Origin of the sequence: Citrobacter sp. RHBSTW-00944, from assembly GCF_013615435.1 — a bacterium.
GTDB lineage: Bacteria > Pseudomonadota > Gammaproteobacteria > Enterobacterales > Enterobacteriaceae > Citrobacter > Citrobacter braakii.
The window spans coordinates 3,184,530-3,204,549 of sequence record NZ_CP055418.1 but is presented as its reverse complement, the minus strand read 5'-3'; the positions used below and the strand labels follow the sequence as shown (position 1 = coordinate 3,204,549).

Sequence of the window (20,020 nt, the reverse complement as noted above, 5' to 3'; positions counted from 1 at the left end):
CAGGCTGGATATTCTTTTCTTCAGATGCCGAAAAAGCTGATATTCTGATAAGAGTTACACGGTAACATTGAGATCGCAATGAAATATCAACAACTTGAAAACCTTGAAAGCGGCTGGAAATGGAAGTATCTGGTGAAGAAGCATCGTGAGGGGGAATTAATCACCCGTTACGTAGAGGCCAGCGCTGCCGAAGAAGCCGTTGATTTGTTGCTAACCCTCGAAAATGAACCGGTTCGGGTCAATACCTGGATTGAAGAACACATGAACTCTGCGCTGTTAAATCGTATGAAACAAACCATACGAGCGAGGCGTAAGCGGCACTTTAACGCGGAGCATCAGCATACGCGAAAGAAATCTATCGATCTGGAATTTATGGTCTGGCAGCGCTTAGCGGGGCTTGCGCAGCGGCGCGGCAAAACGCTTTCTGAAACCATTGTGCAACTGATTGAAGACGCAGAGCATAAAGAGAAGTACGCGAATAAAATGTCGACATTGAAGCAGGATTTACAGGCGCTGCTGGGAAAAGAATAACCACAGAGTGGCTAAATGTGTTGTGTACAGGCGTGCTTTGATTGATAAAAAGTGAAAAAAAACCCCGCAAAGCGGGGTTTTTTTATAAGACGATAACTTAAGCCTGAGGCTGAGTTACAACGTCTTTGATACCTTTAACTTCGATCTCAACACGACGATCCGGAGCCAGGCAGTCGATCAGTGCAGCGCGAGCTTTCACGTTGTCACAGGTGTTGCCAGTAACCGGGTTGGATTCGCCCATGCCACGTGCAGAGATTTTGTCAGAAGGAATACCTTTAGAGATCAGGTAATCAACAACGGACTGAGCACGTTTCTCGGACAGACCCTGGTTGTAAGCGTCAGAACCGATGCGGTCAGTGAAGCCCAGAACCACTACGGAACCGTCTTTCGGATCCAGGTTGCTCAGCTGGCTGTACATCTGATCCAGAGCCTGCTGGCCTTCTGGTTTCAGAGTTGCTTTGTTGAAGTTGAACAGAACGTCAGACTTCAGAGTGAAGTGTTTGGTCTGTACTTCTGGAGCCGGAGCCGGAGCAACAACTACTGGAGCTGCTTCTTCCTGCTGACCGAAACGGTAGGAAACACCAACGCTCAACAGACCGTTATCCGGACGACCGCCAACGGTGTTCGCGTCACCGATGTTGTTGGTCCACTGGTATTCCAGACGGGTAGCGATTTCAGGAGTAATTGCATACTCTACGCCACCTGCGAATACTGGGGAAACACCAGTGTCGTGGTCTTTGAAGTCTTGGTTGTTTTTAGCGTCTGCACGCCAAACCATACCACCCAGACGGGTATAAACGTCCAGATCGTCAGTGATTGGGTAACCCAGTTTAGCGGTCAGCTGAACGCCCTGAGCTTTGAAAGCGCCATTATTGTGGGTAGTATCGGTGGCGCCTTTGTACGGCATACGACCTAACCAGTCGTAACCCATTTCGAAACCAACGTACGGGTTAACCTGATAACCACCGAACGCACCAGCACCCAGTTGGCTTTCGTGGGTAGGACCGGAGTTGTTGATCTGGTTGTTACCAATATCATGGTACTGAGACCAGCCCAGTTTAGCACCAGTGTACCAGGTGTTATCTTTCGGAGCGGCCTGCGCCACGGTAGCGAAACCAGCCAGTGCCACTGCAATTGCGATAGCTGTCTTTTTCATTTTTTGCGCCTCGTTATCATCCAAAATTCGCCATGAATATCTCCGAAGAGAGATAACACGGTTAAATCCTTCACCCGGGGACCAGTTCAATAGTTACTCTACCGATATCTGCGGCTTATGCCGAGCACCCCTGGCGATGTAAAGTCTACAACGTAGTTGAAAACTTACAAGTGTGAAGTCCGTCAGGCATATGAAAAAAAAAGGCTTGTGTACACATTATTTAACATTTATAGATGAATAAATGTACTGAGGATTTCCTGAAAACCGCTTCAGACAGGCCTTCAGCCGGAAAACGCGTTACAGCTCAATGGCAAATTAAAACATGAAAAAAAATTCCAGGATAATTCCTAATTTTACTCAATGATACAAATTCGAGTGAATTTTTAGCCCGGAATGCTGTCTCCCCGCAAGTGTCTGAGCGCGAACAGGACGCATGATAAATCCCATCGCATTACCTTCATCTGCCGCTTTTACCAGCTCGGCATGTTCATCTTCGGTTAATTCTTCTGTCAACCAGCCGATGACGACGCTGTAGTTACCCGTGCGCAGCGCACGAACCATCGATTCCAGCGTATTGCAGGGAGAGAGCTGGCTGATTTGCATGACTTTGGTCAATGGAAGCCCGGCCGACTGCACCCACTCACGGCTTAATTTTTGCTGAGGCGTCAGCCACAGCTGCCAGCGTGATTGTTGCCCTAACTGTTGCAGCAGGGGAAGCAGCAGGAGCTGCGTCATCATGGGCTGGTCCTCGCGATAGACCACTTCACTGATAAGCCCAGCGGTAGCGTTCTCTGCTGAAACGCGCGCAATGCTGCTCGATGCGGAAGAGAACGACGAAGAACGATTTGCATAACCTGAAGTGTACATAATCAATCCAGCCCTGTGAGTTACTGTATGGATATACAGTAACCCCGCCATCAATAAAGATCAACCTTATTTTCGGAAACAGGTTCGCAATTTTTAGTCATCATCAGGGGAAAAATAAAATTCATCTTGCCCCATACGCATAAGTTGCCTATTTTCGTCATTAACGGATCTGCTACTGCAAATTATTTGCTTACGTTATGATTTAAAAGGATTTTTATGAAAGAAAAGTCTTATGCAAGAATCTATAAATCACAAGAATATCTGGCTTCTCTGGGAACAATTCACTACCGCTCACTGTTTGGCAGCTATAGTCTGACGGTTGGTGATACGGTCTTTGCCATGGTTGCCAGCGGTGAGTTATATCTTCGCGCCTGTGAGCAGAGCGCCCAGTACTGTGTAAAAAATTCTCCTGTCTGGCTAACATTTATCAAGCGCGGGCGTCCGGTTGTACTCAATTATTACCAGGTGAACGATACCCTGTGGCAGAACCAGCAGCAGTTAGTGTCGCTATCACAATTTTCACTCGATGCAGCCGTTAAGGAAAAACAGAGTCGCTTTGCACAACATCGCCTGCGGGAATTACCGAATATGACGTTTCATCTGGAGACCTTGCTAAATGAAGCAGGAATTAAGGATGAGGGGACATTGCGATCGCTGGGAGCTCAGATGTGCTGGTTGAAACTTCGGCAAAATAACCCTGCCTTAACGGTAAAAATACTCTATGCCCTTGAAGGAGCGGTTGACGGGGTGCATGAAGCCGCGCTCCCGGCGACGCGTCGCCAGGAGCTGGTGGAGTGGGTGAGTTCTCTTACGCCGGAACCGGGGTATTAGATGGCAGCACAGCAATTTGTTGCTGTAATCGCCGAATCTCCGGGAGCAGGGCAATCAGTAACCCAACTTGCTGTACGACCAGCGGCTCTTTACTGTCCGGACGTGGCTCGAGATGCTGAATTCGCTGCTTCAGATCTTCCAGCGCCTGGTATACGCGCTGCTCATCAGCAGGTTGATGGTGAAGCGCATCATCTACATAGCAGACGGCATCATCCAGCAATGCCAGGACGTCAGGATTGGTTAACTGCTCGCGATGTGCGCCGAGGGCGGAAATATAGCTGGTAAACGTATGGTTAAGACACAGCAAGCGGAACGCCGTTTCGCGTGTTTGGGCCGTGACATCCGGTTCACTCGACATGTTCGACACCACCGAAGCAAGTTCCGCATCACGATTGTGCGCGTCACGGCGGGCGATACGGTATGCCAGACGATTATCACGCCCCTGATGATATTGTTCGAGAATAGCATCAAGATAACGACAGTTAGCGTCAGTGGCCCGTTCAATCACTCGCGGCAGATTCCGAAAACGCCAGTCTGGCCAGATAAAGCTGACAGCAGCCCAGGCGATGGCACAGCCGATCAACGTATCGATGACGCGCGGAAGTGCAACTTCAAAACCTTCACCGAGCAGGTTAAAGCACAGCAGCACCAGCAGCGTGATAAACATGGTGGCATGGGCGTACTGGACGTTACGAAAGGCAAAAAACAACACGCCGGTGATCACCAGAAGTATCAATTGCCCTTCGAGAGAAGGTACAAACCACAGGATCGGTAACCCAATAGCGATCCCGACTAATGTGCCGATTATCCTTAGTGCCAGACGATGTCGGGTGGCGTTGTAGTTTGGCTGGCAGACAAACAGACTGGTCAACAGGATCCAGTACCCGTGGTTCATTCCGGTTATCTGGATAATGGCATAGCCGACGCAGAGCACCAGCGACATGCGAACAGCATGACGAAACAGGGCGGACTCAGGCGTGAAATTACGGCTCAGACGCAACCAGATATCACTGAACCCATGCGGGCTGTCATCGGCAAGCTGATTTTCAGACTCATTGCGCGAAAGTACCTGAGCCTGTTCGGACTCAATGGTAGCCAACTGAGCATCGATGGCCCGCAGGTTTGACAGCAAAAATCCTAACGTGTTGAGCAGATCGGCAGGCTCACCACTCGCGCGCATGCGCTCAAGTGCAGCATCAATATGGGTGAAGACGCGCTCAAAGTGCGGATCGTGCTGATAAGGCGTGCGTAATAAAATACAGCGAGACAGTTGCGAACACGCTTGCCCCTGCATCGACATCAGGCGCTGGAAGCGGAACATCACGTCGCTGTGGCGGAAATGGTCGCGCAGCGTTTGATATTGAATATGCGAGGAGCTTGCGCGTTCGTGAATATCCTGCGCCACAAAATAGTAATGTAGCGTGCGACGTGTTCCTCGCTGTCCGCGGTCGCCGCGCAGGCGGGTCAGCAGTGACACCTTTGTCTGGTTTAGGGTCGCCATCAGTTGCCCATTCGCAAGAGCCAAATCATACAGCGGCGCCTGGCTTTCAACTTCTATGTCGGGATCAAAAAGACGCGATTTCAGTTCCAGATAGTGCGCTAACTGTTCATAGCTACGCGCCAGATTGTCCTGCAACGGGCGAATAGGGAACAGAAGATGTCCGGTCAGGGTTAACAGGTTGTACCAAATGGCGCCCGCGAGCAGCAGGATTGGCTGCTGATACCACTGATCGTAAAGCGAGGTGCCGAGCATCGTGTAAATGGCGATCAGCAACGCGCCAAAGGCGATGGTTGCATAGCGCTGCCCTAATCCCCCCAGCAGTATAAAGCCGCTGGTGGAAAGCGTTAACCCAAGGGCAAACAGCCATGGCCATGGGAAGAGCAGTTCGACCGAGGCCGAGGCAATGAAAAAGCACACCAGCGTGATGATCAAATTGCGCAGGCGACCTGCAAGACGATCGTCCAGGTCAGTAAGCGCGGCTGCGACCATACCCAGCGTGAGCGGGATGGTCAGCTTAACGTCACCCAGCCACCAGGGCAGCGCTGTTGTGCCGCAAAGCGCGATAAAAATCCGCACGTAGTACAGCCAGGTGCTGTTCCAGGTATAGCGTTTGAGCAGAGGACTTAACATAAAGGCCATCGGTCCTGATTATTCGAAGTGACGACGCGCGTTGGCTTCACGCGCTGCGCGAGCAACTTCAACTGACACTACCCGGCGACCCACCGGCCACAGTGCAATCGCCGCGATTTTGAAATTCGCAATGCCAACCGGGATACCAATAATCGTAATGCACTGGGCAATACCGGAGACAATGTGCATCAGGCACAACCACCAGCCGAAGAAAATCAGCCAGAAAATATTGAGCACGGTGCCTCCGGTATTCAACAGGACGTTTTTGCCCGCTGGATTAAGCTCATCGACATGAATCGCTTCGTTACCGTAGGGAAACAGCGAGAGTCGGGTTATTTCCCAGCATGAGCGGGTCAGGGGGAGAGTAAAAATCAGCACAATACTGACCAGCGTAGCCAGTAACCAGGCTAAGGTGGTGGCGAATCCCCCGAGCACAAAATTTAAAATATTCAGAACAGTACGCATAAACCCTCGGTTAACTCTGGTTTTCTGTGAATTCGGCAATTGTAACGTTTTTTTGGGCTGGAGCACGTTTTCTCTGGCGGTTACACTGATAAGCAAACCTCTTCGTGTGGATCCGCTTGAGTCTTATGGAACTGAAAGCAACTTCTCTTGGAAAACGTCTGGCACAACACCCTTACGATCGGGCCGTTATTCTCAATGCCGGGATTAAGGTTTCCGGCGATCGTCACGAGTATCTTATTCCCTTCAATCAGTTACTGGCTATTCATTGTAAACGCGGCCTGGTATGGGGAGAGCTGGAGTTTGTGCTCCCGGATGATAAGGTGGTTCGTCTTCACGGCACTGAATGGGCAGAAACCCAGCGCTTCCATCACCATTTGAATTCGCTCTGGCAGCAGTGGAGTCAGGAAATGAGCGACGTCGCTGCGGGAGTTTTACAGCAGCAGTTGGAGGCGATCGCCACCCGCACCAGTGAGAATAAATGGCTGACGCGCGAACAGACGTTAGGACTACAGCAGCAGATCCGCCGCGCCTTTGCCGCATTGCCGCTCCCGATCAACCGGCTGGAAGAATTTGAAAATTGCCGTGAGGCGTTACGTCAATGTCAGGCATGGTTGAAGGACATTGAAGCTTGTCGCTTACAGCACAACCAGGCGTATACCGATGCCATGCTGGAAGAACATGCCGATTTTTTCCAGCAAATTGAGTCCTCGCCGCTGAATCCGGCCCAGGCGCGGGCGGTGGTGAACGGCGAACAATCATTACTGGTTCTTGCGGGGGCCGGAAGCGGCAAAACATCCGTATTGGTCGCCCGTGCGGGCTGGCTACTTGCGCGAGGGGAAGCGGCGGCCGAACAAATCCTGCTGCTGGCGTTTGGACGCAAAGCGGCCCAGGAGATGGACGATCGCATCCGTGAACGTCTGCATACGGAAGAAGTCACCGCGAGGACGTTTCATTCACTGGCGTTGCACATTATTTCGCAGGGGAGCAAAAAAGTCCCGACGGTTAGCAAGCTGGAAAATGATGTTGCCGCGCGCAGCAAACTTTTTATCACGACCTGGCGTCAGCAGTGCAGTGAGAAAAAGGCACAGGCCAAAGGCTGGCGGCAATGGTTAGAAGAAGAGATGCAGTGGTCTGTACCCGAAGGTAACTTCTGGGATGACGAAAAATTACAGCGCCGGCTGGCTTCCCGGCTGGATCGTTGGGTTAGCCTGATGCGTATGCATGGCGGAGCGCAGGCGGAGATGATCGCCAATGCTCCGGAGGAGATTCGCGATCTTTTCAGTAAACGCATTAAGCTGATGTCTCCCCTGCTCAAGGCCTGGAAGGGCGCCCTGAAGGATGAGAATGCCGTCGATTTTTCCGGGTTGATTCATCAGGCCATTGTCATTCTGGAAAAAGGCCGGTTTATCAGTCCGTGGAAACACATTCTGGTCGACGAATTTCAGGACATTTCTCCTCAGCGTGCCGCCCTGTTAGCCGCACTGCGCAAGCAAAACTCACAGACTACGCTGTTCGCCGTAGGGGATGACTGGCAGGCAATTTACCGGTTCAGCGGAGCACAGCTTTCGTTGACCACCGCATTCCAGCAAAACTTCGGTGAGGGCGACCGTTGTAATCTGGATACGACTTACCGTTTTAATAGCCGCATTGGTGAAGTTGCAAACCAGTTTATCCAGCAAAACCCTCATCAGCTTACGAAACCGCTCAACAGTCTGATGGCAGGCGATAAAAAAGCCGTCACGTTGCTCGATGAAAGCCAGCTGGATCTGCTACTGGATAAGCTGTCGGGATTTGTGAAGGCAGAAGAGAGAATTCTGGTGCTGGCGCGATACCATCACCTGAAACCTGCCAGTCTGGAGAAAGCAGCCACCCGTTGGCCTAAGCTACAGCTGGATTTCATGACTATCCATGCCAGTAAAGGACAGCAGGCAGATTACGTTATTGTTGTGGGGCTTCATGATGGGAATGATGGTTTTCCCGCTCCGGCCCGCGAGTCGATTATGGAAGAGGCGTTGCTTCCGGCGGTGGAGGATTTCCCGGATGCTGAAGAGAGACGCTTGCTGTATGTGGCGCTAACGCGGGCACGGTATCGGGTATGGCTGCTGTTTAATAAAGAAACACCGTCGTGCTTTGTTGATGAGCTTAAACAACTGGATGTTCCGGTAGCAAGAAAACCCTGAATAGCAGGCGGCAATTGCCGCCTGCCCGGCGTTTATTTGAGGCGCTCTGCCAGATAGCGGGCGTAATCTGGGATCAAGATGTCCGTTGCATCGTTGAAGTTTGGCGACTGGATAATAAAATCGGCGGTCGACACGTTGGTGGCAACCGGAATGTTCCATACCGTCGCCAGACGCAGCAGGGCTTTGACATCAGGATCGTGAGGTACGGCGTTCAGCGGGTCCCAGAAGAAAATCAGCACATCAATTTTCCCTTCTGAAATCAGCGCGCCCACCTGCTGGTCACCCCCCATCGGACCGCTCAGCATGGCGTTGACGTCCATTCCCGTCGCGCGTTGGATTAAGTTTCCCGTTGTTCCTGTGGCGTACAGAACGTGCTTTTCCAGCAACGGCTGGTGGCGTTCCACCCAGCTCATCAACATCTTTTTACAGTGATCGTGTGCAACCAGCGCAATATGTTTACGCGCTGGCAATGTGCGAGTTGTTAATTCCATAGTACAGCTCCCAAGTTAACCTGGTTACAGAGTACTGGAAGCTCTTGACGCTGCAAGAGAAAGACAAAAAAAATGCGTATGCGAACATAAATGTCATGAAGGAGGCTGTTTCTGAGCCCATTGCAAAAAGTTACTTCGCGTTTGTGCGTCGGCCTGCTGGTACCAATATTTTAAGCGCTGTTCGGTCAGCGTTTGCGACTGAGGCGGCACGCGATCCAGTTCAGATACCCCGGAAAGCAGCGAGCTGTCATCGGCCATCATCGTAGCAAACTGCGGTAATGACGCATGTTTAGCCGCTTTGTTATAGCGTTCAGTTTCCATTTCATAATTCACGATTTTCGCTGTGGATGTGATTGACAGAATATCCAGCTTGACGGGGATAGGCATGGAGTCCCCATCCAGCAATTCCACGCGTGGAGCGTCATCAAAATGCGTTGTGTCCCGCTCATTGTTCAGACGCGGGAGGTGAAAATTAACCTGGCTGACGAGTTGGGTATCAAAGCTGATGACCAGCGGAGGCGAAATATACAGACGTTCTTCGTGGCTGGACAAGCGAATGGTTTTTTCTACGCGAAATACGAGCTGGTGGCGACCATTTTCCAGCTCGATACTGTCGGCGCCACGCAGTAATGAGCTGGAGACTTTTTTTCCGTCCAGCACCAAAAGGTCAATATCATTAGACAGGCGTAATGAGGTAGCAAAAACGGTTACCGGCAAACACAGGGCAATTAAGGCTGTCACAATGCCGGCTTTCATAGGTTTCTCCTGTCCAGAAAATAGCTGCAAACATGTATCTAAATTTTTCGATAATCACGTTTACTAACATATAGACATATTTTTGAGTTTAGCTCTCATACGCCAGTATGGGATGAATGGTTGCGGGGGCAGGTTTGTCGTACACTTTGTTAAACAGCCTGGAGGAACACGATGAAAGAGACCGATATTGCTGGCATTTTGACATCTACCCGTACGATTGCATTGGTTGGCGCAAGCGATAAACCCGATCGCCCAAGCTATCGCGTGATGAAGTATTTACTCGATCAGGGCTATCACGTTATTCCCGTTTCACCGAAGGTTGCCGGGAAAATGCTGCTGGGGCAGCAGGGCTATGCAACGCTGGCGGATGTGCCAGAGAAAGTGGATATGGTCGATGTCTTCCGTAATTCTGAAGCGGCGTGGGGCGTCGCTCAGGAGGCTATCGCCATCGGCGCGAAGACGCTATGGATGCAGCTTGGCGTAATTAACGAGCAGGCGGCCGTGCTGGCGCGTGATGCGGGGCTGACGGTGGTGATGGATCGTTGCCCGGCGATTGAGATCCCGCGACTGGGACTGGCGAAGTAAAGTTTGACTGTCGCCGGATGAAACGCACAGGCCCGATAAGCGAAGCGCCATCGGGCCTGTGTTAGTATCAATTACGCAGGCGCGGAGCCTGAAGCTGTTTACGGATTGTGCGCGCCAGTTCATCCATTGACGGTTGCTCCGGATGTTCTTCCTGTAGCTCGCTACTCAGTTGCGCTTCGGCCAGATACGTATGCACTGGCAGACCATTATCGTCTTCCATCACCACGTGATACCAGGGAGCGGCGCGAAGTTCGCTGTTAACCGCCAACTCATCGGCTGACGGCTCATCAAGCGAATATTCCGGGTCGATATCCACGACCACTCCGAGGTAACCTAACAGGGAATGGCGGACCTGCTGGCCGATACCGAATTTGCTGGCAATCATAGTCACCTCCCGGGAAATAGATACCCTCTATGTAAGGGTAATATTCCACTTTTCAAGTTACATGATGCGACAGGCAAACCCTTTCAGATACAGCCCTTCCGGGTAGGTAGCGATCACCGGATGATCGGCGGCCTGACGGAACTGCTCTATAAATTGTACATCACGACCAGCATCTATTGCGGCATCAGCGATGATTTTCTGAAATAAATCGGTCGTCATCAGCCCGGAGCAGGAAAATGTCAGCAGTACGCCGCCGGGGTTCAGCAACTGAATAGCCAGCATATTGATGTCCTTATAACCGCGGCAGGCGCCCATCAACTGGCTTTTGTTTTCGACAAATTTCGGCGGATCCATCACGATGACATCAAATTTCTCACCGCGATCGCGATAGGCGCGCAGCAGTTTGAACACATCATCTCGCACGAACTCGGCTTTACTCAGATCCAGCTTGTTCAGTTCCACGTTCTGGCGGGCAATATCGAGTGCTTCCTGAGAGGTGTCGACGCTGACCACCTGACGGCATCCGCCCATTAATGCTGAGACCGCAAAGCCGCCGGTATAGGAGAAACAGTTCAGGACACGCTGGTTTTCCACATAACGACGCGTCGCCAGGCGGCTATCGCGTTGATCGAGGTAATAGCCGGTTTTGTGACCGTGCTGAATATCAACCAGCAGCTTCATCCCGTGTTCTTCGATAGGCAGCAGAGCAGGCGGCAGTTCGCCCGTGACGGGCCCTTGGGTCAGCGCCATACCTTCTTTTTTACGCACGGCCACATCGCTACGGTCATAAATAGCGCAGTCCGGGAAAACAATTTGCAGAGCACTAATCAGCGCGGCGCGTTGGTATTCAGCCCCCGCGCTGAGCAACTGCAATACCAGGAAGTTGCCGAAGCGGTCAATAGTGACACCCGGCAGGCCGTCGGATTCTCCGGCGATCAGACGGTAGCTGTCCAGACCGTCCTTTTTCGCCAGCCAGTCACGCCATGTCTGCGCCTTCTGCAGACGACGGGTAAAGAAATCAATGTCGATGGATTCAGACTTATCGAAGCTCCAGACGCGCGCACGGATCTGCGACGCCGGAGAGAACGCACCGCGCGCTAACCATTTCCCCAGGTGGTCAACAATATCAACGGTTTCACCGAGGTTGGCTTTACCTTCCATACGTGCGACAGCACCGGAAAATACCCATGGATGGCGGCGAAGTAATGATTTTTCGCGCCCCTTGGCTAACACTAAACGAGGATAATGTGGAATTGTAGATTCAGTCATGCGGAGCAACCTCTCACAAACAGTGACGCGGGTTGGATGAAAGTACCAACCTGAAACCATTAAAATAAAATGGCGCGTAGAGTAGCACAGATGATGAGGTCAATCATCAGCGTCTGGCGCTACTGCATGATGGTATGGCGGGGCCTCTGCTTATCGAGCGACGGTTTAATCTCACTGAACAGGTGCGACAACTTATTCAGTTATCCCCTGCTAATCTATGGACAGCTCAGGAGATTGCCGGTCATCTGTCCATCGGTACCTGTTCTTTCATTTATGTTGATAAGGAGAACCGCAATGTCGAAAGTCTGCATCATCGCCTGGGTCTATGGCCGGGTTCAGGGGGTAGGATTTCGCTACACCACCCAGTATGAAGCGCAACGGCTGGGGTTGACCGGCTATGCTAAGAATATGGATGACGGCAGCGTAGAAGTTGTCGCCTGTGGTGAAAGCGAGCGGGTGGAACAACTGATGAAGTGGTTGAAAGCCGGGGGACCGCGCAGCGCCAGGGTTGATCGGGTTCTCAGCGAACCGCACCGCCCTGGCGACGAGCTAAAGGGATTTAGTATCCGCTATTAAATACATTTCACCGGTTTCGGCAGGCCGGCAATTTTAGTTGCCTGCTTAGCTGGGCCTTTCGGAAACAGGCGATAGAGATAACGGCTGTTGCCTTTTTCTTCGCCAAACTTGTTGGCCATCGCTTTTACCAGCATGCGGATAGCGGGGGAGGTATTAAACTCCAGATAAAACTCGCGAACGAAACGCACCACTTCCCAGTGTTCGGGGGAGAGAACGATACCTTCGTTTTCGGCGATTTTCTCCGCCAGCGGCTCGCTCCATTGTGTGGTGTCTTTCAGATAGCCTTCGCTATCGGTCTCAATTTCATGGCCTGCAAAAATGAACATAGTGCTCTGTCGATAAAGTAAAAACCGCCCTTAGTTTAGCAAATAAGGGGCGGCGTGAGAAACCTCGACCTACAGAAGAAGCTGTAGCAGATTGTTGGCATTAAGCTTCTTCAGCGCGTTGCATTTATACGTCGATACCTGTTTTTCGCTAATCTGCGTCATATGCGCAACATGTTTTACCGATTGACCGTTAACCAGCCTGTCGAGAACATTGAACTCCATGCCAGTCAGGCAGCAATTCAGACTGCGTACCCGACGGGGCTCTTTAGCAAGCAGATACGCCGCATCCACGACGGCAATTCTGTCATCAATGATATGTAAGGTCAGCGTGGCAAAACGCTTTCGTAAATGCGTGGCCAGTGCCCAGCCTTTTTCATTGCACACCAGATAAACCGTTCCCGCCCAGCGCCTGGCCTCCAGTTGAAGCAGAATGTCGACCAGCGCCAGATGCGTCCTCGCGACGGAAAAGCGGCAACGCACAACGAGGGTGTCGCAGGCCAACAGCGAACGGCGCCACTGTAACGCGCCACTCTCAACTTGAGTGTGAGCGTTACGGCGCAGAAGGGCGTAGCGCAACCCTTCGGCATAAAAACGATTATTATCAAGAATGACGTAATTCACGGCGGCCTCTTTATAACGTACTGGGTGTGTAGATGATGCGTAGCGTGCCGGTGTAATCCCCGGCGTTTTTACTGCTGGCTGCAAACGCTGGGGTTTTCAGAACAATAGGGGCAGGTACGCACAGTACGCTCTCACGTCCGCCGGGCAGGACGACCTGACGCAGATGCTGCGGATCGTTGGTGCCTTGCCAGACTAGGGTTTTACCGTTGGCGACGGTTTCAGTTGCGCCCGTGACGGGATTAGTGACGAAGACCTGATAGTCGAGACGATCCCGCGCATCGGTCTGACTTCCGCCGCGTCGCCGGATTGAAAATGCCTCTTCCGCACGGTCCGTTGAGGGGAGTCCGTCATCCTCAAACCGAAGATAAGTACGGGTGCTGGTACTGTTTTTGCCGTCGTACAGGCACATATCCAGCGTGTTTTCACCCTGAATTTCACTGCCACCCGGCCGCCCCGGGAAGTTGGTCAGGTTGAGGTTAACGATAGGCGTTGAGTGCGGAAATGCCGGCAGATAAATCTGCTGATTACCCGGATCGACAACCTCAATGCGCATCGTGGCCTGCCAGCTAGCAATGGCGCGATAGCCTGGACATCCGGTATTGGGATCAGCGAAGTTCCCGCCGCAGTTGCCACTATCCCATTGACGCAGGTTCTGCCTCAGCGTTGCGGTCCAGATACCCGGCAGAGCGAGCTTTTCCAGTTCGCTTTTCACGATATAGAAATCGAAGTAGGGTTCTCTGGTCCAGTTTGCAACAATCTCTGTCCCTCCCGTGATAAAACTGGGATAGGTAAAGACTTTATTATTGAAAAACATGTAGTGGTCGCCATAGACCTTAAGATCCACCGTTTTGCTGGTAAGGGCATGCGTAAAACGTAAATTGATGGCATAAGGTGTCCCCGGGTTCGCCGTGAACCAGGCCGGGGCGGTCATGCAGGCGCCAACTGCGGAGTCGGTACGGGACAGACACGTCAGAGTATTACGTCCCCACTTTTGCGGATCGGCGACATCATAGCCGCTCGGTTCATGAACCCAGATATCAAAGCGCGCGGGGGGGGCCATGCGATCGAAACTGATATCGACGCTGGTGTTTCTTCCGGCAGGGGCCGCTGCCTGGGTCTGGCCCGCCCACAGGCTTAAAAAAAGTAAAATAATTAAGTGCTTGTTCACATCATTTCCCTTTTGTGATGTTGTCTGCATTCATGGCAGTTGGACCCGTTGGTACCGATCGTCCGGCGAGCATCAGCTGTGCCTGTTGCTGGACAGTATCCGGCAGGGCAGAGAAGGTTAATTCCCGGCAAGGGATCGACCCGACGTAACGCACGACGTCGCGCATACTCTTTACGTTCAGCTCGCACTGATAAAACTGCTGCTGACGCACCAGGTAGAGGTTATGCAGCAGAGCGTCGCTTTGAGCGCTAAACCCGCCGTTGCCAAGGTCGCTCCAGCCGTTAACGTTCAGTGGCACGCCGCCGATAAACGGCGAATGTCGCTCGTCAGTTAACTGGCCGAGCCAGGTGTAGCTTGCCGTGGTTTGCACGTCCCGGCGGAGCAGTTTGCCAGGCACCATAAACAACGTTCTGCTGCCCGAACCTTGTGTGATTTCACTGCTGGCACCCCGCGAGACATCCAGCGATTCGTTAATCGTCAACGTAGTCTGCTGATAGCCCGGCACGGCGAAGAGGGCGCGGCTATTGCCTGGAATGTCTGCACTGCCGCCGTTATCCAGCGACACGGCAATGCTCGGATCCTGGGAATCTTCCGGTGTGGCAACGTTAACCGCGATGGCTGAAGCAGGACGTCCGTCGCTCCAGCGGCCCAGCCACAGACCAGAGCGCGACAGCGCAAGCGTGGAGTTGTAATTGCCGCTGCTGCTCAGGGTATGGCGCCGATCCTGACGATCCCAGGCATCGCTGACTGTCAGGCTCCCGTTGCCATATCGTCCGCCCTGGCGCGTGTAGGCAGAGGTATTGAGTGAATCGCTGTTAATACCTGATGCGCTCAGTCCATACTCATTTTCACCACGTGCGTCGGCATACCAGTTGTGCGCCACGTTATAGCTCAACTGGTTTTTTTCATGCTGCTGGTGCTGCCATGTCGCGCCCAGAGAGGTATAGCTTGTCACATTGCCCTGATGGTTATGCGCCATTGACAGGCTCACGCTCAGGTAGCCGCCTTTATCCCTGCCTTCGCGTGAGTCATCGTTACGCATGAAAAGGTTAATGCTGCTGTTGATGTTCAGACCGCGCGTGCTGAAAGCCGTACTCAAGCCACCCTGCCAGGCCCGCGTGCGTGAGCGGGTCATATAAACCGACTCCCAGGGCAAGCCTGCATCGTGGCGATCGTCACTGTCCGGGAGTTCCCGACGAGAAACGTATCGTCCTTCGTTGCGGTTATCCGAATATCCCAGGCTGGCGTACCAGGTGCCGACAGGAACGGAGAACATCACCGATAGGCTTCGGTAACAGCCATTTACGGCGTCATATCCCGAGCTTCGGGTATTGCAGTTTTCCGCTGATAACGCGTTGCGATAGAAGCTCAGTGAAAAACCGTCGTTATAGCTGATTTGCTGAATATTGCCGCGTTGTCCTTCGCTGCCGTAAAGGTAACTAAACCGGGTCGAGAGTACGCCATCGATCGGACCCGCATTGAAACCACGACTCCAGTCGAGTGCATTTTCCAGAAAACGTTGGTTTTTCTTTATCGCTGCGCCACTGGTGAGTGCCAGCGTTGGAGTGACAGGCAGGCGGACACCCGCCTGAGCGACCGCGCTACGTTCATCGTTTTGATTGTTATTGTCGGTTTCGCCCGCCTGCAGGAACCACTCGACGCGGTCAAACGGCGTAATACTGGTGCGGGTAAACGGTATCTGCTCGGTACGTGTCAGCCGGTTATTTTCATAGACGGACAGCGTCACGGTATAGCTCCCGTCGGGGAACGATCGCGTGTCCAGGGTCTGAGCCCCGGCATTGAGATAAAAACTGGCCAGCAGCTGATTGCCCCGGCGGGCGTCAATACGCGCATCATGGGAAAGCAGCACGGTGATAGGGGTACCCTTTGACTGCTGAACCGGATTAATCCATGCCCTTGTCGAGCCTGTGCGCAGGCCGCGAATTTTGCCCAGCGGCAGTTGGCTGAGGTTGATATTCCCACCAGCATTACTGAACAGATCGCGGGTATCCATCTCGCCTAACTGAATATAGTACTGACGCCAGATATCCTGGCGAAACCAGGCATTGTTGACGGTTATTTCTTGTTGCTGCTGGTGCCTTGAACGCTGCCCCAGCCAGGTCCAGTCGAGATTAAAGTAGCCGTCCTGTGTCATGGCCAGCGCGCCATTGCCCTGAACGGTGGCTGACTGGTAATCCCTGTCGGCAACAAAATTGATATTCTGTTGATGGATCAACGCATTCTCAGTGCCCTGCGTAGGCTGATACCACTGGTTTTCTGTGGTCTGTTTAGGCAGAAATTTCTTGTCCAAAAACAGACTAATGCGCGCGTTATTCTCATCATAGATAATGGCCGCGCGATGGGTATCAATGTAATCACATCCCGTTGCGGAGCCATTGCTGCTGCACGCCAGGTTGCCGTTACGGGCAAGTGGAACGGCGAGAGCTGCAGACACGGTGGCAACGAGGGCAGGAGCGTCATTAAACTGACGTTTGATAGCCGCGACCACGGTTTCGGGTGCGACAAAACTGACCGATTCAAGTGTGATATCCGTTTCAAAAAGGCCAAGCGATTCGCCATAGAGGTTAACCTCTATCCACAGGCGCTGCGTTTTCGCCAGATCTTCGAACCCTGCCGGGACGGCCATCTCGGCGCAGGCGAGTTGGATGGATGCGGGTAATAAAGCAACTAAGAGGAGAGTATTTCTGTGAAACGCCATGACCAAGCCTCGACATCATCCTGACGTCAGAGGGTGGGCACCCTCTGACGTTATCCCTTATGTACTGTGGTGTTACGCACCGCCTTCCGTGGTCGTCGCCTGCGTCAGCATCAGGCTGACAACGCCGCTGTACTGACCGGTTTTCAGAATGCCTTTGGTGGTCTGAGAAATGGTCAGTGGCAGTACCGCTGAACCGTTTTCAATGCTGCCTGGGAACAGTTCAGTTCCGGTAAATTCGGCATCGGTGGTAGACAGTGTTTTATCACCCAGAATCACCGTCATCGGTACAGTCTCGTCGCCATCCATATTGGTGAGCTTAGCTGCGCTAACGAGGCGCACTTTGACATTGCTGGTGGCGGAGTTAGACCACACCTTGGTGTTCAGGCGGTAGCTTTCCAGCCCACGACCTGGCAGGTACTGCATGTCGATGCTGGCCGGCAGTGGCGTGTTATCGGCCTGAGTCATATCCAACTGTGAGTCAACGCTGGCGTTGACGGTAATATCTTTTTGAATCGCCAGCGCGCTAAAGGACGAGGCCATCGCGGCAACAATCATCAGAGGTTTAATATAGTTACGCATTGATATCTCCATATTTACAAATGAGCACCTTGGCTCTTTAAACAAACTACGTGGGTTTTTACTGTGCCGTCGTGTTATTGCACGACGGGTAAATCAGCTTCTTCAGCGGTTTTATTCACCCAGTTGAAGTAGCGGAACTTATATTTCTGACCCTGTTTCATAGTGAGCGTTTTTAATTTCCGTTCAGTGTCCGGATAAATCGTCGCGTCTTCTTTTATCCATTTACACGATGAAACAGCATCACAAATACCAATCTCTCTGAGCGGCACACGCAATGTGCCGTTGTTTTTTAACGTTCCCCGGCGAGGGTCAATCGACAGTGAAATTACGTTTTCTTCTGGAGCAATGTGGACCAGTGCACCCCAGATCACATTGACACCTAATGTCGCCATTGCTGCAGGGGTTTCTGCCTTGCCCGGAATAATGCTGTCAGGTTGTTTTACCCCTTCAAAATAGACACGCCAGGTGGTCTCTTTTTTCGGCGGTATAAGCGATACCAGACGAACAACGCGCATCGCGCCTGCAGCTAGAGCAAATTTCTCGGGCGTAACCACCACGCCACCTTCTTTCCACGAAGCGACGTCAATTTCTTTTTCCTGGGCCGTTCCGGGATTAAGAATTTTCTTTTGCCTCACCCGAATGAACTGAATATCATCCGTTTTTGAAGCCACCTTTATTTGCGCCGCACTGGATCTGTCTACATTCAGTTCCATGGGATACACGCTCATATTGGCCATTGTCATTTCTGAGAAAAATGGCAATGACAGCGCGGCGACATAAAAGGCGGTTGTCATGCTCACTCTTTTTTTCTGTTTCACAATCAGTCTGCCTGCTCTGAGTTTAAAGGCGGCGCGTTAACACCAGGACACCGTCTGCTTTCGTATCGCTTCAGGGCAGGGAAACTTTAACCAGAACAGCGGTTTGTGAAAATTTGTATTAGTTAACTCGTTATATACAGTTTTTTATCCTGCTTTTCTGGCTTTAAGGTTGTATAGTTAAGCGAAAATACCGCGGCCAAGGATGGGAGGAAAATTCCTTCTGATGAAAAAATAAGCAGGTCAGGGGGCGGTTTTCATATCGACGTACCAGGGAATAAAAAGCATGCGGTAACAGCCGAGAATAAAAGATGTTTTTTATATGCAATAATTCGTTGTTATTTGATCCTGAAGCACATGCAATAAGTCTTGTTGGACAACCCGAGTCTGTATTAACACTTTCGGCGCCAGCCGTTCGTCTTTTACAGGAATTCATTAAACACCGAGGACGCGACTTAAGCCGGGAGGAATTGATCGCTCGCGTGTGGGAAGAATTTGGCTTTACGCCATCAGGAAATAATCTCAATAAAGCGGTAAGCGAACTGCGTAAAAGCTTCCAGTCTCTGGGAGAGGGGCACGAATTGATCGTCACTGTCCCGCGCTATGGTTTCCGTTTTGATGCTGATGTGATTTTTCAGCCTGGAGAGAAAATTCAAGCCGTTGATCCGCAACCCCCCTCAGCGCAACAAGACGTTCTGCCCCGGCGAGTATCCCTGAAAAAGTGGTTCAGAATAGGGGCATTGATTGCCGTGCCGTTGGGAGCGATCTTTTACGTTAGCCGCCCGCAGGAGATAACTGTTCCGGCGAAATTAAAGCCGGTCCAGGAAAAAATCGCGCGTTGTAGTATCTGGGTTATCGAAGATCATGGACGGCCGTTAGTGCTATCAAAATTAGCTGAGCGACTGGAGGCCAATGACGTGGCTTGCGAGCGCGAGGAGTATGCTATTTATTTTTTCAGCGCCCGTTTTTCGCTTGCAACTGCTGATGAACTGTTTATCGGGGCCTGCCCGGTCAATAAAACACGTCTGTGCAAGACAATTCGCTATAAAAACGGGGCTGGAAAATGAAAATAAGGCTTCTTTTTGGACTGGGCGGAGCCCTGGTCGGCGGCGCGCTGGCGCTGTTTTACTATTGCGGCGCGACAGGAAAAAGCGATGTGCTGGCCTGCAGCACTGAATTTAACTTTACGCGCAATGAAGGGAAAGCAAGTGAAGTGAAGGTAAATGCCCTTGCTCAGTTCTATTTTCATCGGGACGGTACAGGGTTGACCACCTATAAAGGTGCGGCAAGAGCTGGCGGGCAAAATTTTATCGTTGACAGGGATGTAGACTTTACGTGGGAGCAGCGGGACGATGACAACGTCATTGTATTGACCTACACCAAAACCTGGCTTCGCCACAGTGACAATACGCCGAATGCCCAATGGGGGAGCTTCGCCTATCCGACCTCACGCTACTACCTGACGATCTCTGAACTTTCACCTGCTGTGTGGCTTATTCAGGACCGGCGCTATCCTACCTATATCTGCCGGGGTCAATAAGGTATAAAAAAAGAGAATGCCATTGGCAT

At 51.9% G+C, this 20,020-nt stretch carries 21 protein-coding genes and 1 pseudogene; 8 read left to right on the top strand and 14 right to left on the bottom strand.

Annotated elements, in window-relative coordinates:
* The first annotated feature begins 78 nt into the window (after positions 1 to 78).
* On the top strand, positions 79 to 531 hold the full coding sequence (matP, locus tag HV334_RS15525) for a macrodomain Ter protein MatP (RefSeq protein ID WP_016152480.1): 453 nt from the start codon (positions 79 to 81) through the stop codon (positions 529 to 531).
* Positions 532 to 628: 97 nt separating this feature from the next.
* Here matP and ompA read toward each other — a convergent pair whose 3' ends face one another.
* Together ompA and sulA are read right to left on the bottom strand one after the other, a co-directional pair.
* Positions 629 to 1,687, bottom strand: coding sequence for a porin OmpA (gene ompA / locus HV334_RS15520; RefSeq protein ID WP_181220591.1), 1,059 nt, complete (start codon positions 1,685 to 1,687; stop codon positions 629 to 631).
* Positions 1,688 to 2,044: 357 nt separating this feature from the next.
* Positions 2,045 to 2,554, bottom strand: coding sequence for an SOS-induced cell division inhibitor SulA (sulA, locus tag HV334_RS15515; RefSeq protein WP_032931135.1), 510 nt, complete (start codon positions 2,552 to 2,554; stop codon positions 2,045 to 2,047).
* Between the two features lie 216 nt (positions 2,555 to 2,770).
* Between sulA and HV334_RS15510 the strand changes: the two genes are divergently transcribed.
* On the top strand, positions 2,771 to 3,385 hold the full coding sequence (locus tag HV334_RS15510) for a TfoX/Sxy family DNA transformation protein (protein ID WP_047501141.1): 615 nt from the start codon (positions 2,771 to 2,773) through the stop codon (positions 3,383 to 3,385).
* Here HV334_RS15510 and yccS read toward each other — a convergent pair.
* The gene (gene yccS, locus HV334_RS15505; protein WP_181220590.1) at positions 3,363 to 5,516 is read right to left on the bottom strand and encodes a YccS family putative transporter; all 2,154 of its coding nucleotides are present in this window, start codon (positions 5,514 to 5,516) and stop codon (positions 3,363 to 3,365) included. The two genes, HV334_RS15510 and yccS, sit on opposite strands and share 23 nt — an antisense overlap.
* 18 nt (positions 5,517 to 5,534) lie before the next feature.
* Complete coding sequence (locus HV334_RS15500; protein ID WP_181220589.1) at positions 5,535 to 5,981, bottom strand: YccF domain-containing protein; 447 nt, start codon at positions 5,979 to 5,981, stop codon at positions 5,535 to 5,537.
* Between the two features lie 125 nt (positions 5,982 to 6,106).
* Between HV334_RS15500 and helD the strand changes: the two genes are divergently transcribed.
* Positions 6,107 to 8,161, top strand: a complete 2,055-nt coding sequence (gene helD, locus HV334_RS15495) for a DNA helicase IV (protein ID WP_181220588.1) — start codon at positions 6,107 to 6,109, stop codon at positions 8,159 to 8,161.
* Between the two features lie 32 nt (positions 8,162 to 8,193).
* On the opposite strand, the gene mgsA is transcribed toward helD, so the two are convergent.
* The gene (gene mgsA / locus HV334_RS15490; protein ID WP_016152487.1) at positions 8,194 to 8,652 is read right to left on the bottom strand and encodes a methylglyoxal synthase; all 459 of its coding nucleotides are present in this window, start codon (positions 8,650 to 8,652) and stop codon (positions 8,194 to 8,196) included.
* Between the two features lie 93 nt (positions 8,653 to 8,745).
* Entirely contained in the window at positions 8,746 to 9,408 is a 663-nt protein-coding gene (locus HV334_RS15485; protein ID WP_181220587.1) for a DUF2057 family protein, read from the bottom strand.
* 171 nt (positions 9,409 to 9,579) lie between these two features.
* Between HV334_RS15485 and HV334_RS15480 the strand changes: the two genes are divergently transcribed.
* Positions 9,580 to 9,993: a CoA-binding protein gene (locus HV334_RS15480; protein WP_016152489.1), complete on the top strand. Its 414-nt coding sequence runs from the start codon at positions 9,580 to 9,582 to the stop codon at positions 9,991 to 9,993.
* A gap of 67 nt (positions 9,994 to 10,060) precedes the next feature.
* On the opposite strand, the gene hspQ is transcribed toward HV334_RS15480, so the two are convergent.
* Both hspQ and rlmI read right to left on the bottom strand, forming a co-directional pair.
* Complete coding sequence (hspQ, locus tag HV334_RS15475) at positions 10,061 to 10,378, bottom strand: heat shock protein HspQ (protein WP_016152490.1); 318 nt, start codon at positions 10,376 to 10,378, stop codon at positions 10,061 to 10,063.
* Between the two features lie 57 nt (positions 10,379 to 10,435).
* Positions 10,436 to 11,647, bottom strand: a complete 1,212-nt coding sequence (gene rlmI, locus HV334_RS15470; protein ID WP_181220586.1) for a 23S rRNA (cytosine(1962)-C(5))-methyltransferase RlmI — start codon at positions 11,645 to 11,647, stop codon at positions 10,436 to 10,438.
* 113 nt (positions 11,648 to 11,760) lie between these two features.
* Between rlmI and HV334_RS25325 the strand changes: the two are divergent.
* Both HV334_RS25325 and yccX read left to right on the top strand, forming a co-directional pair.
* Positions 11,761 to 11,943 (top strand): annotated as a pseudogene (locus tag HV334_RS25325) (hypothetical protein); the annotation flags it as partial.
* Positions 11,942 to 12,223: an acylphosphatase gene (gene yccX, locus HV334_RS15465; RefSeq protein ID WP_181220585.1), complete on the top strand. Its 282-nt coding sequence runs from the start codon at positions 11,942 to 11,944 to the stop codon at positions 12,221 to 12,223. The pseudogene HV334_RS25325 and the gene yccX, both read left to right, overlap by 2 nt.
* On the opposite strand, the gene tusE is transcribed toward yccX, so the two are convergent.
* From tusE to HV334_RS15435, 6 genes are all read right to left on the bottom strand, one after another.
* Entirely contained in the window at positions 12,220 to 12,549 is a 330-nt protein-coding gene (gene tusE, locus HV334_RS15460; RefSeq protein WP_016152493.1) for a sulfurtransferase TusE, read from the bottom strand. The genes yccX and tusE overlap by 4 nt on opposite strands.
* A 69-nt stretch (positions 12,550 to 12,618) precedes the next feature.
* Positions 12,619 to 13,170, bottom strand: coding sequence for a LuxR C-terminal-related transcriptional regulator (locus tag HV334_RS15455; RefSeq protein ID WP_141875046.1), 552 nt, complete (start codon positions 13,168 to 13,170; stop codon positions 12,619 to 12,621).
* A gap of 10 nt (positions 13,171 to 13,180) precedes the next feature.
* Entirely contained in the window at positions 13,181 to 14,338 is a 1,158-nt protein-coding gene (locus HV334_RS15450; RefSeq protein WP_153690547.1) for a CfaE/CblD family pilus tip adhesin, read from the bottom strand.
* 1 nt (position 14,339) lies between these two features.
* Positions 14,340 to 17,057 carry a TcfC E-set like domain-containing protein gene (locus HV334_RS15445; RefSeq protein ID WP_181220584.1) on the bottom strand — a complete coding sequence of 906 codons (2,718 nt, stop codon included), beginning with the start codon at positions 17,055 to 17,057 and terminating at the stop codon, positions 14,340 to 14,342.
* A gap of 72 nt (positions 17,058 to 17,129) precedes the next feature.
* Entirely contained in the window at positions 17,130 to 17,636 is a 507-nt protein-coding gene (locus tag HV334_RS15440; protein ID WP_016152497.1) for a CS1 type fimbrial major subunit, read from the bottom strand.
* A 74-nt stretch (positions 17,637 to 17,710) separates the two neighbouring features.
* Positions 17,711 to 18,454, bottom strand: a complete 744-nt coding sequence (locus HV334_RS15435) for a fimbrial protein (RefSeq protein ID WP_181220583.1) — start codon at positions 18,452 to 18,454, stop codon at positions 17,711 to 17,713.
* Between the two features lie 308 nt (positions 18,455 to 18,762).
* Between HV334_RS15435 and HV334_RS15430 the strand changes: the two genes are divergently transcribed.
* Both HV334_RS15430 and HV334_RS15425 read left to right on the top strand, forming a co-directional pair.
* The gene (locus HV334_RS15430; RefSeq protein WP_016152499.1) at positions 18,763 to 19,518 is read left to right on the top strand and encodes a winged helix-turn-helix domain-containing protein; all 756 of its coding nucleotides are present in this window, start codon (positions 18,763 to 18,765) and stop codon (positions 19,516 to 19,518) included.
* Positions 19,515 to 19,991, top strand: coding sequence for a hypothetical protein (locus HV334_RS15425; protein WP_016152500.1), 477 nt, complete (start codon positions 19,515 to 19,517; stop codon positions 19,989 to 19,991). Before HV334_RS15430 ends, HV334_RS15425 begins: the two co-directional genes overlap by 4 nt.
* Positions 19,992 to 20,020: the final 29 nt, after the last annotated feature.

What these genes read in the sequence shown, in the direction of transcription:
- matP (WP_016152480.1), top strand. Translation starts at nt 79, where the DNA reads ATGAAATATCAACAACTTGAAAACCTTGAAAGCGGCTGGAAATGGAAG.
- yccX (WP_181220585.1), top strand. Translation starts at nt 11,942, where the DNA reads ATGTCGAAAGTCTGCATCATCGCCTGGGTCTATGGCCGGGTTCAGGGG.
- rlmI (WP_181220586.1), bottom strand. Translation starts at nt 11,647, where the DNA reads ATGACTGAATCTACAATTCCACATTATCCTCGTTTAGTGTTAGCCAAG.
- yccS (WP_181220590.1), bottom strand. Translation starts at nt 5,516, where the DNA reads ATGTTAAGTCCTCTGCTCAAACGCTATACCTGGAACAGCACCTGGCTG.
- sulA (WP_032931135.1), bottom strand. Translation starts at nt 2,554, where the DNA reads ATGTACACTTCAGGTTATGCAAATCGTTCTTCGTCGTTCTCTTCCGCA.
- HV334_RS15500 (WP_181220589.1), bottom strand. Translation starts at nt 5,981, where the DNA reads ATGCGTACTGTTCTGAATATTTTAAATTTTGTGCTCGGGGGATTCGCC.
- HV334_RS15440 (WP_016152497.1), bottom strand. Translation starts at nt 17,636, where the DNA reads ATGCGTAACTATATTAAACCTCTGATGATTGTTGCCGCGATGGCCTCG.
- HV334_RS15425 (WP_016152500.1), top strand. Translation starts at nt 19,515, where the DNA reads ATGAAAATAAGGCTTCTTTTTGGACTGGGCGGAGCCCTGGTCGGCGGC.
- HV334_RS15480 (WP_016152489.1), top strand. Translation starts at nt 9,580, where the DNA reads ATGAAAGAGACCGATATTGCTGGCATTTTGACATCTACCCGTACGATT.
- HV334_RS15510 (WP_047501141.1), top strand. Translation starts at nt 2,771, where the DNA reads ATGAAAGAAAAGTCTTATGCAAGAATCTATAAATCACAAGAATATCTG.
- mgsA (WP_016152487.1), bottom strand. Translation starts at nt 8,652, where the DNA reads ATGGAATTAACAACTCGCACATTGCCAGCGCGTAAACATATTGCGCTG.
- ompA (WP_181220591.1), bottom strand. Translation starts at nt 1,687, where the DNA reads ATGAAAAAGACAGCTATCGCAATTGCAGTGGCACTGGCTGGTTTCGCT.
- HV334_RS15445 (WP_181220584.1), bottom strand. Translation starts at nt 17,057, where the DNA reads ATGGCGTTTCACAGAAATACTCTCCTCTTAGTTGCTTTATTACCCGCA.
- hspQ (WP_016152490.1), bottom strand. Translation starts at nt 10,378, where the DNA reads ATGATTGCCAGCAAATTCGGTATCGGCCAGCAGGTCCGCCATTCCCTG.
- HV334_RS15485 (WP_181220587.1), bottom strand. Translation starts at nt 9,408, where the DNA reads ATGAAAGCCGGCATTGTGACAGCCTTAATTGCCCTGTGTTTGCCGGTA.
- tusE (WP_016152493.1), bottom strand. Translation starts at nt 12,549, where the DNA reads ATGTTCATTTTTGCAGGCCATGAAATTGAGACCGATAGCGAAGGCTAT.
- HV334_RS15430 (WP_016152499.1), top strand. Translation starts at nt 18,763, where the DNA reads ATGTTTTTTATATGCAATAATTCGTTGTTATTTGATCCTGAAGCACAT.
- helD (WP_181220588.1), top strand. Translation starts at nt 6,107, where the DNA reads ATGGAACTGAAAGCAACTTCTCTTGGAAAACGTCTGGCACAACACCCT.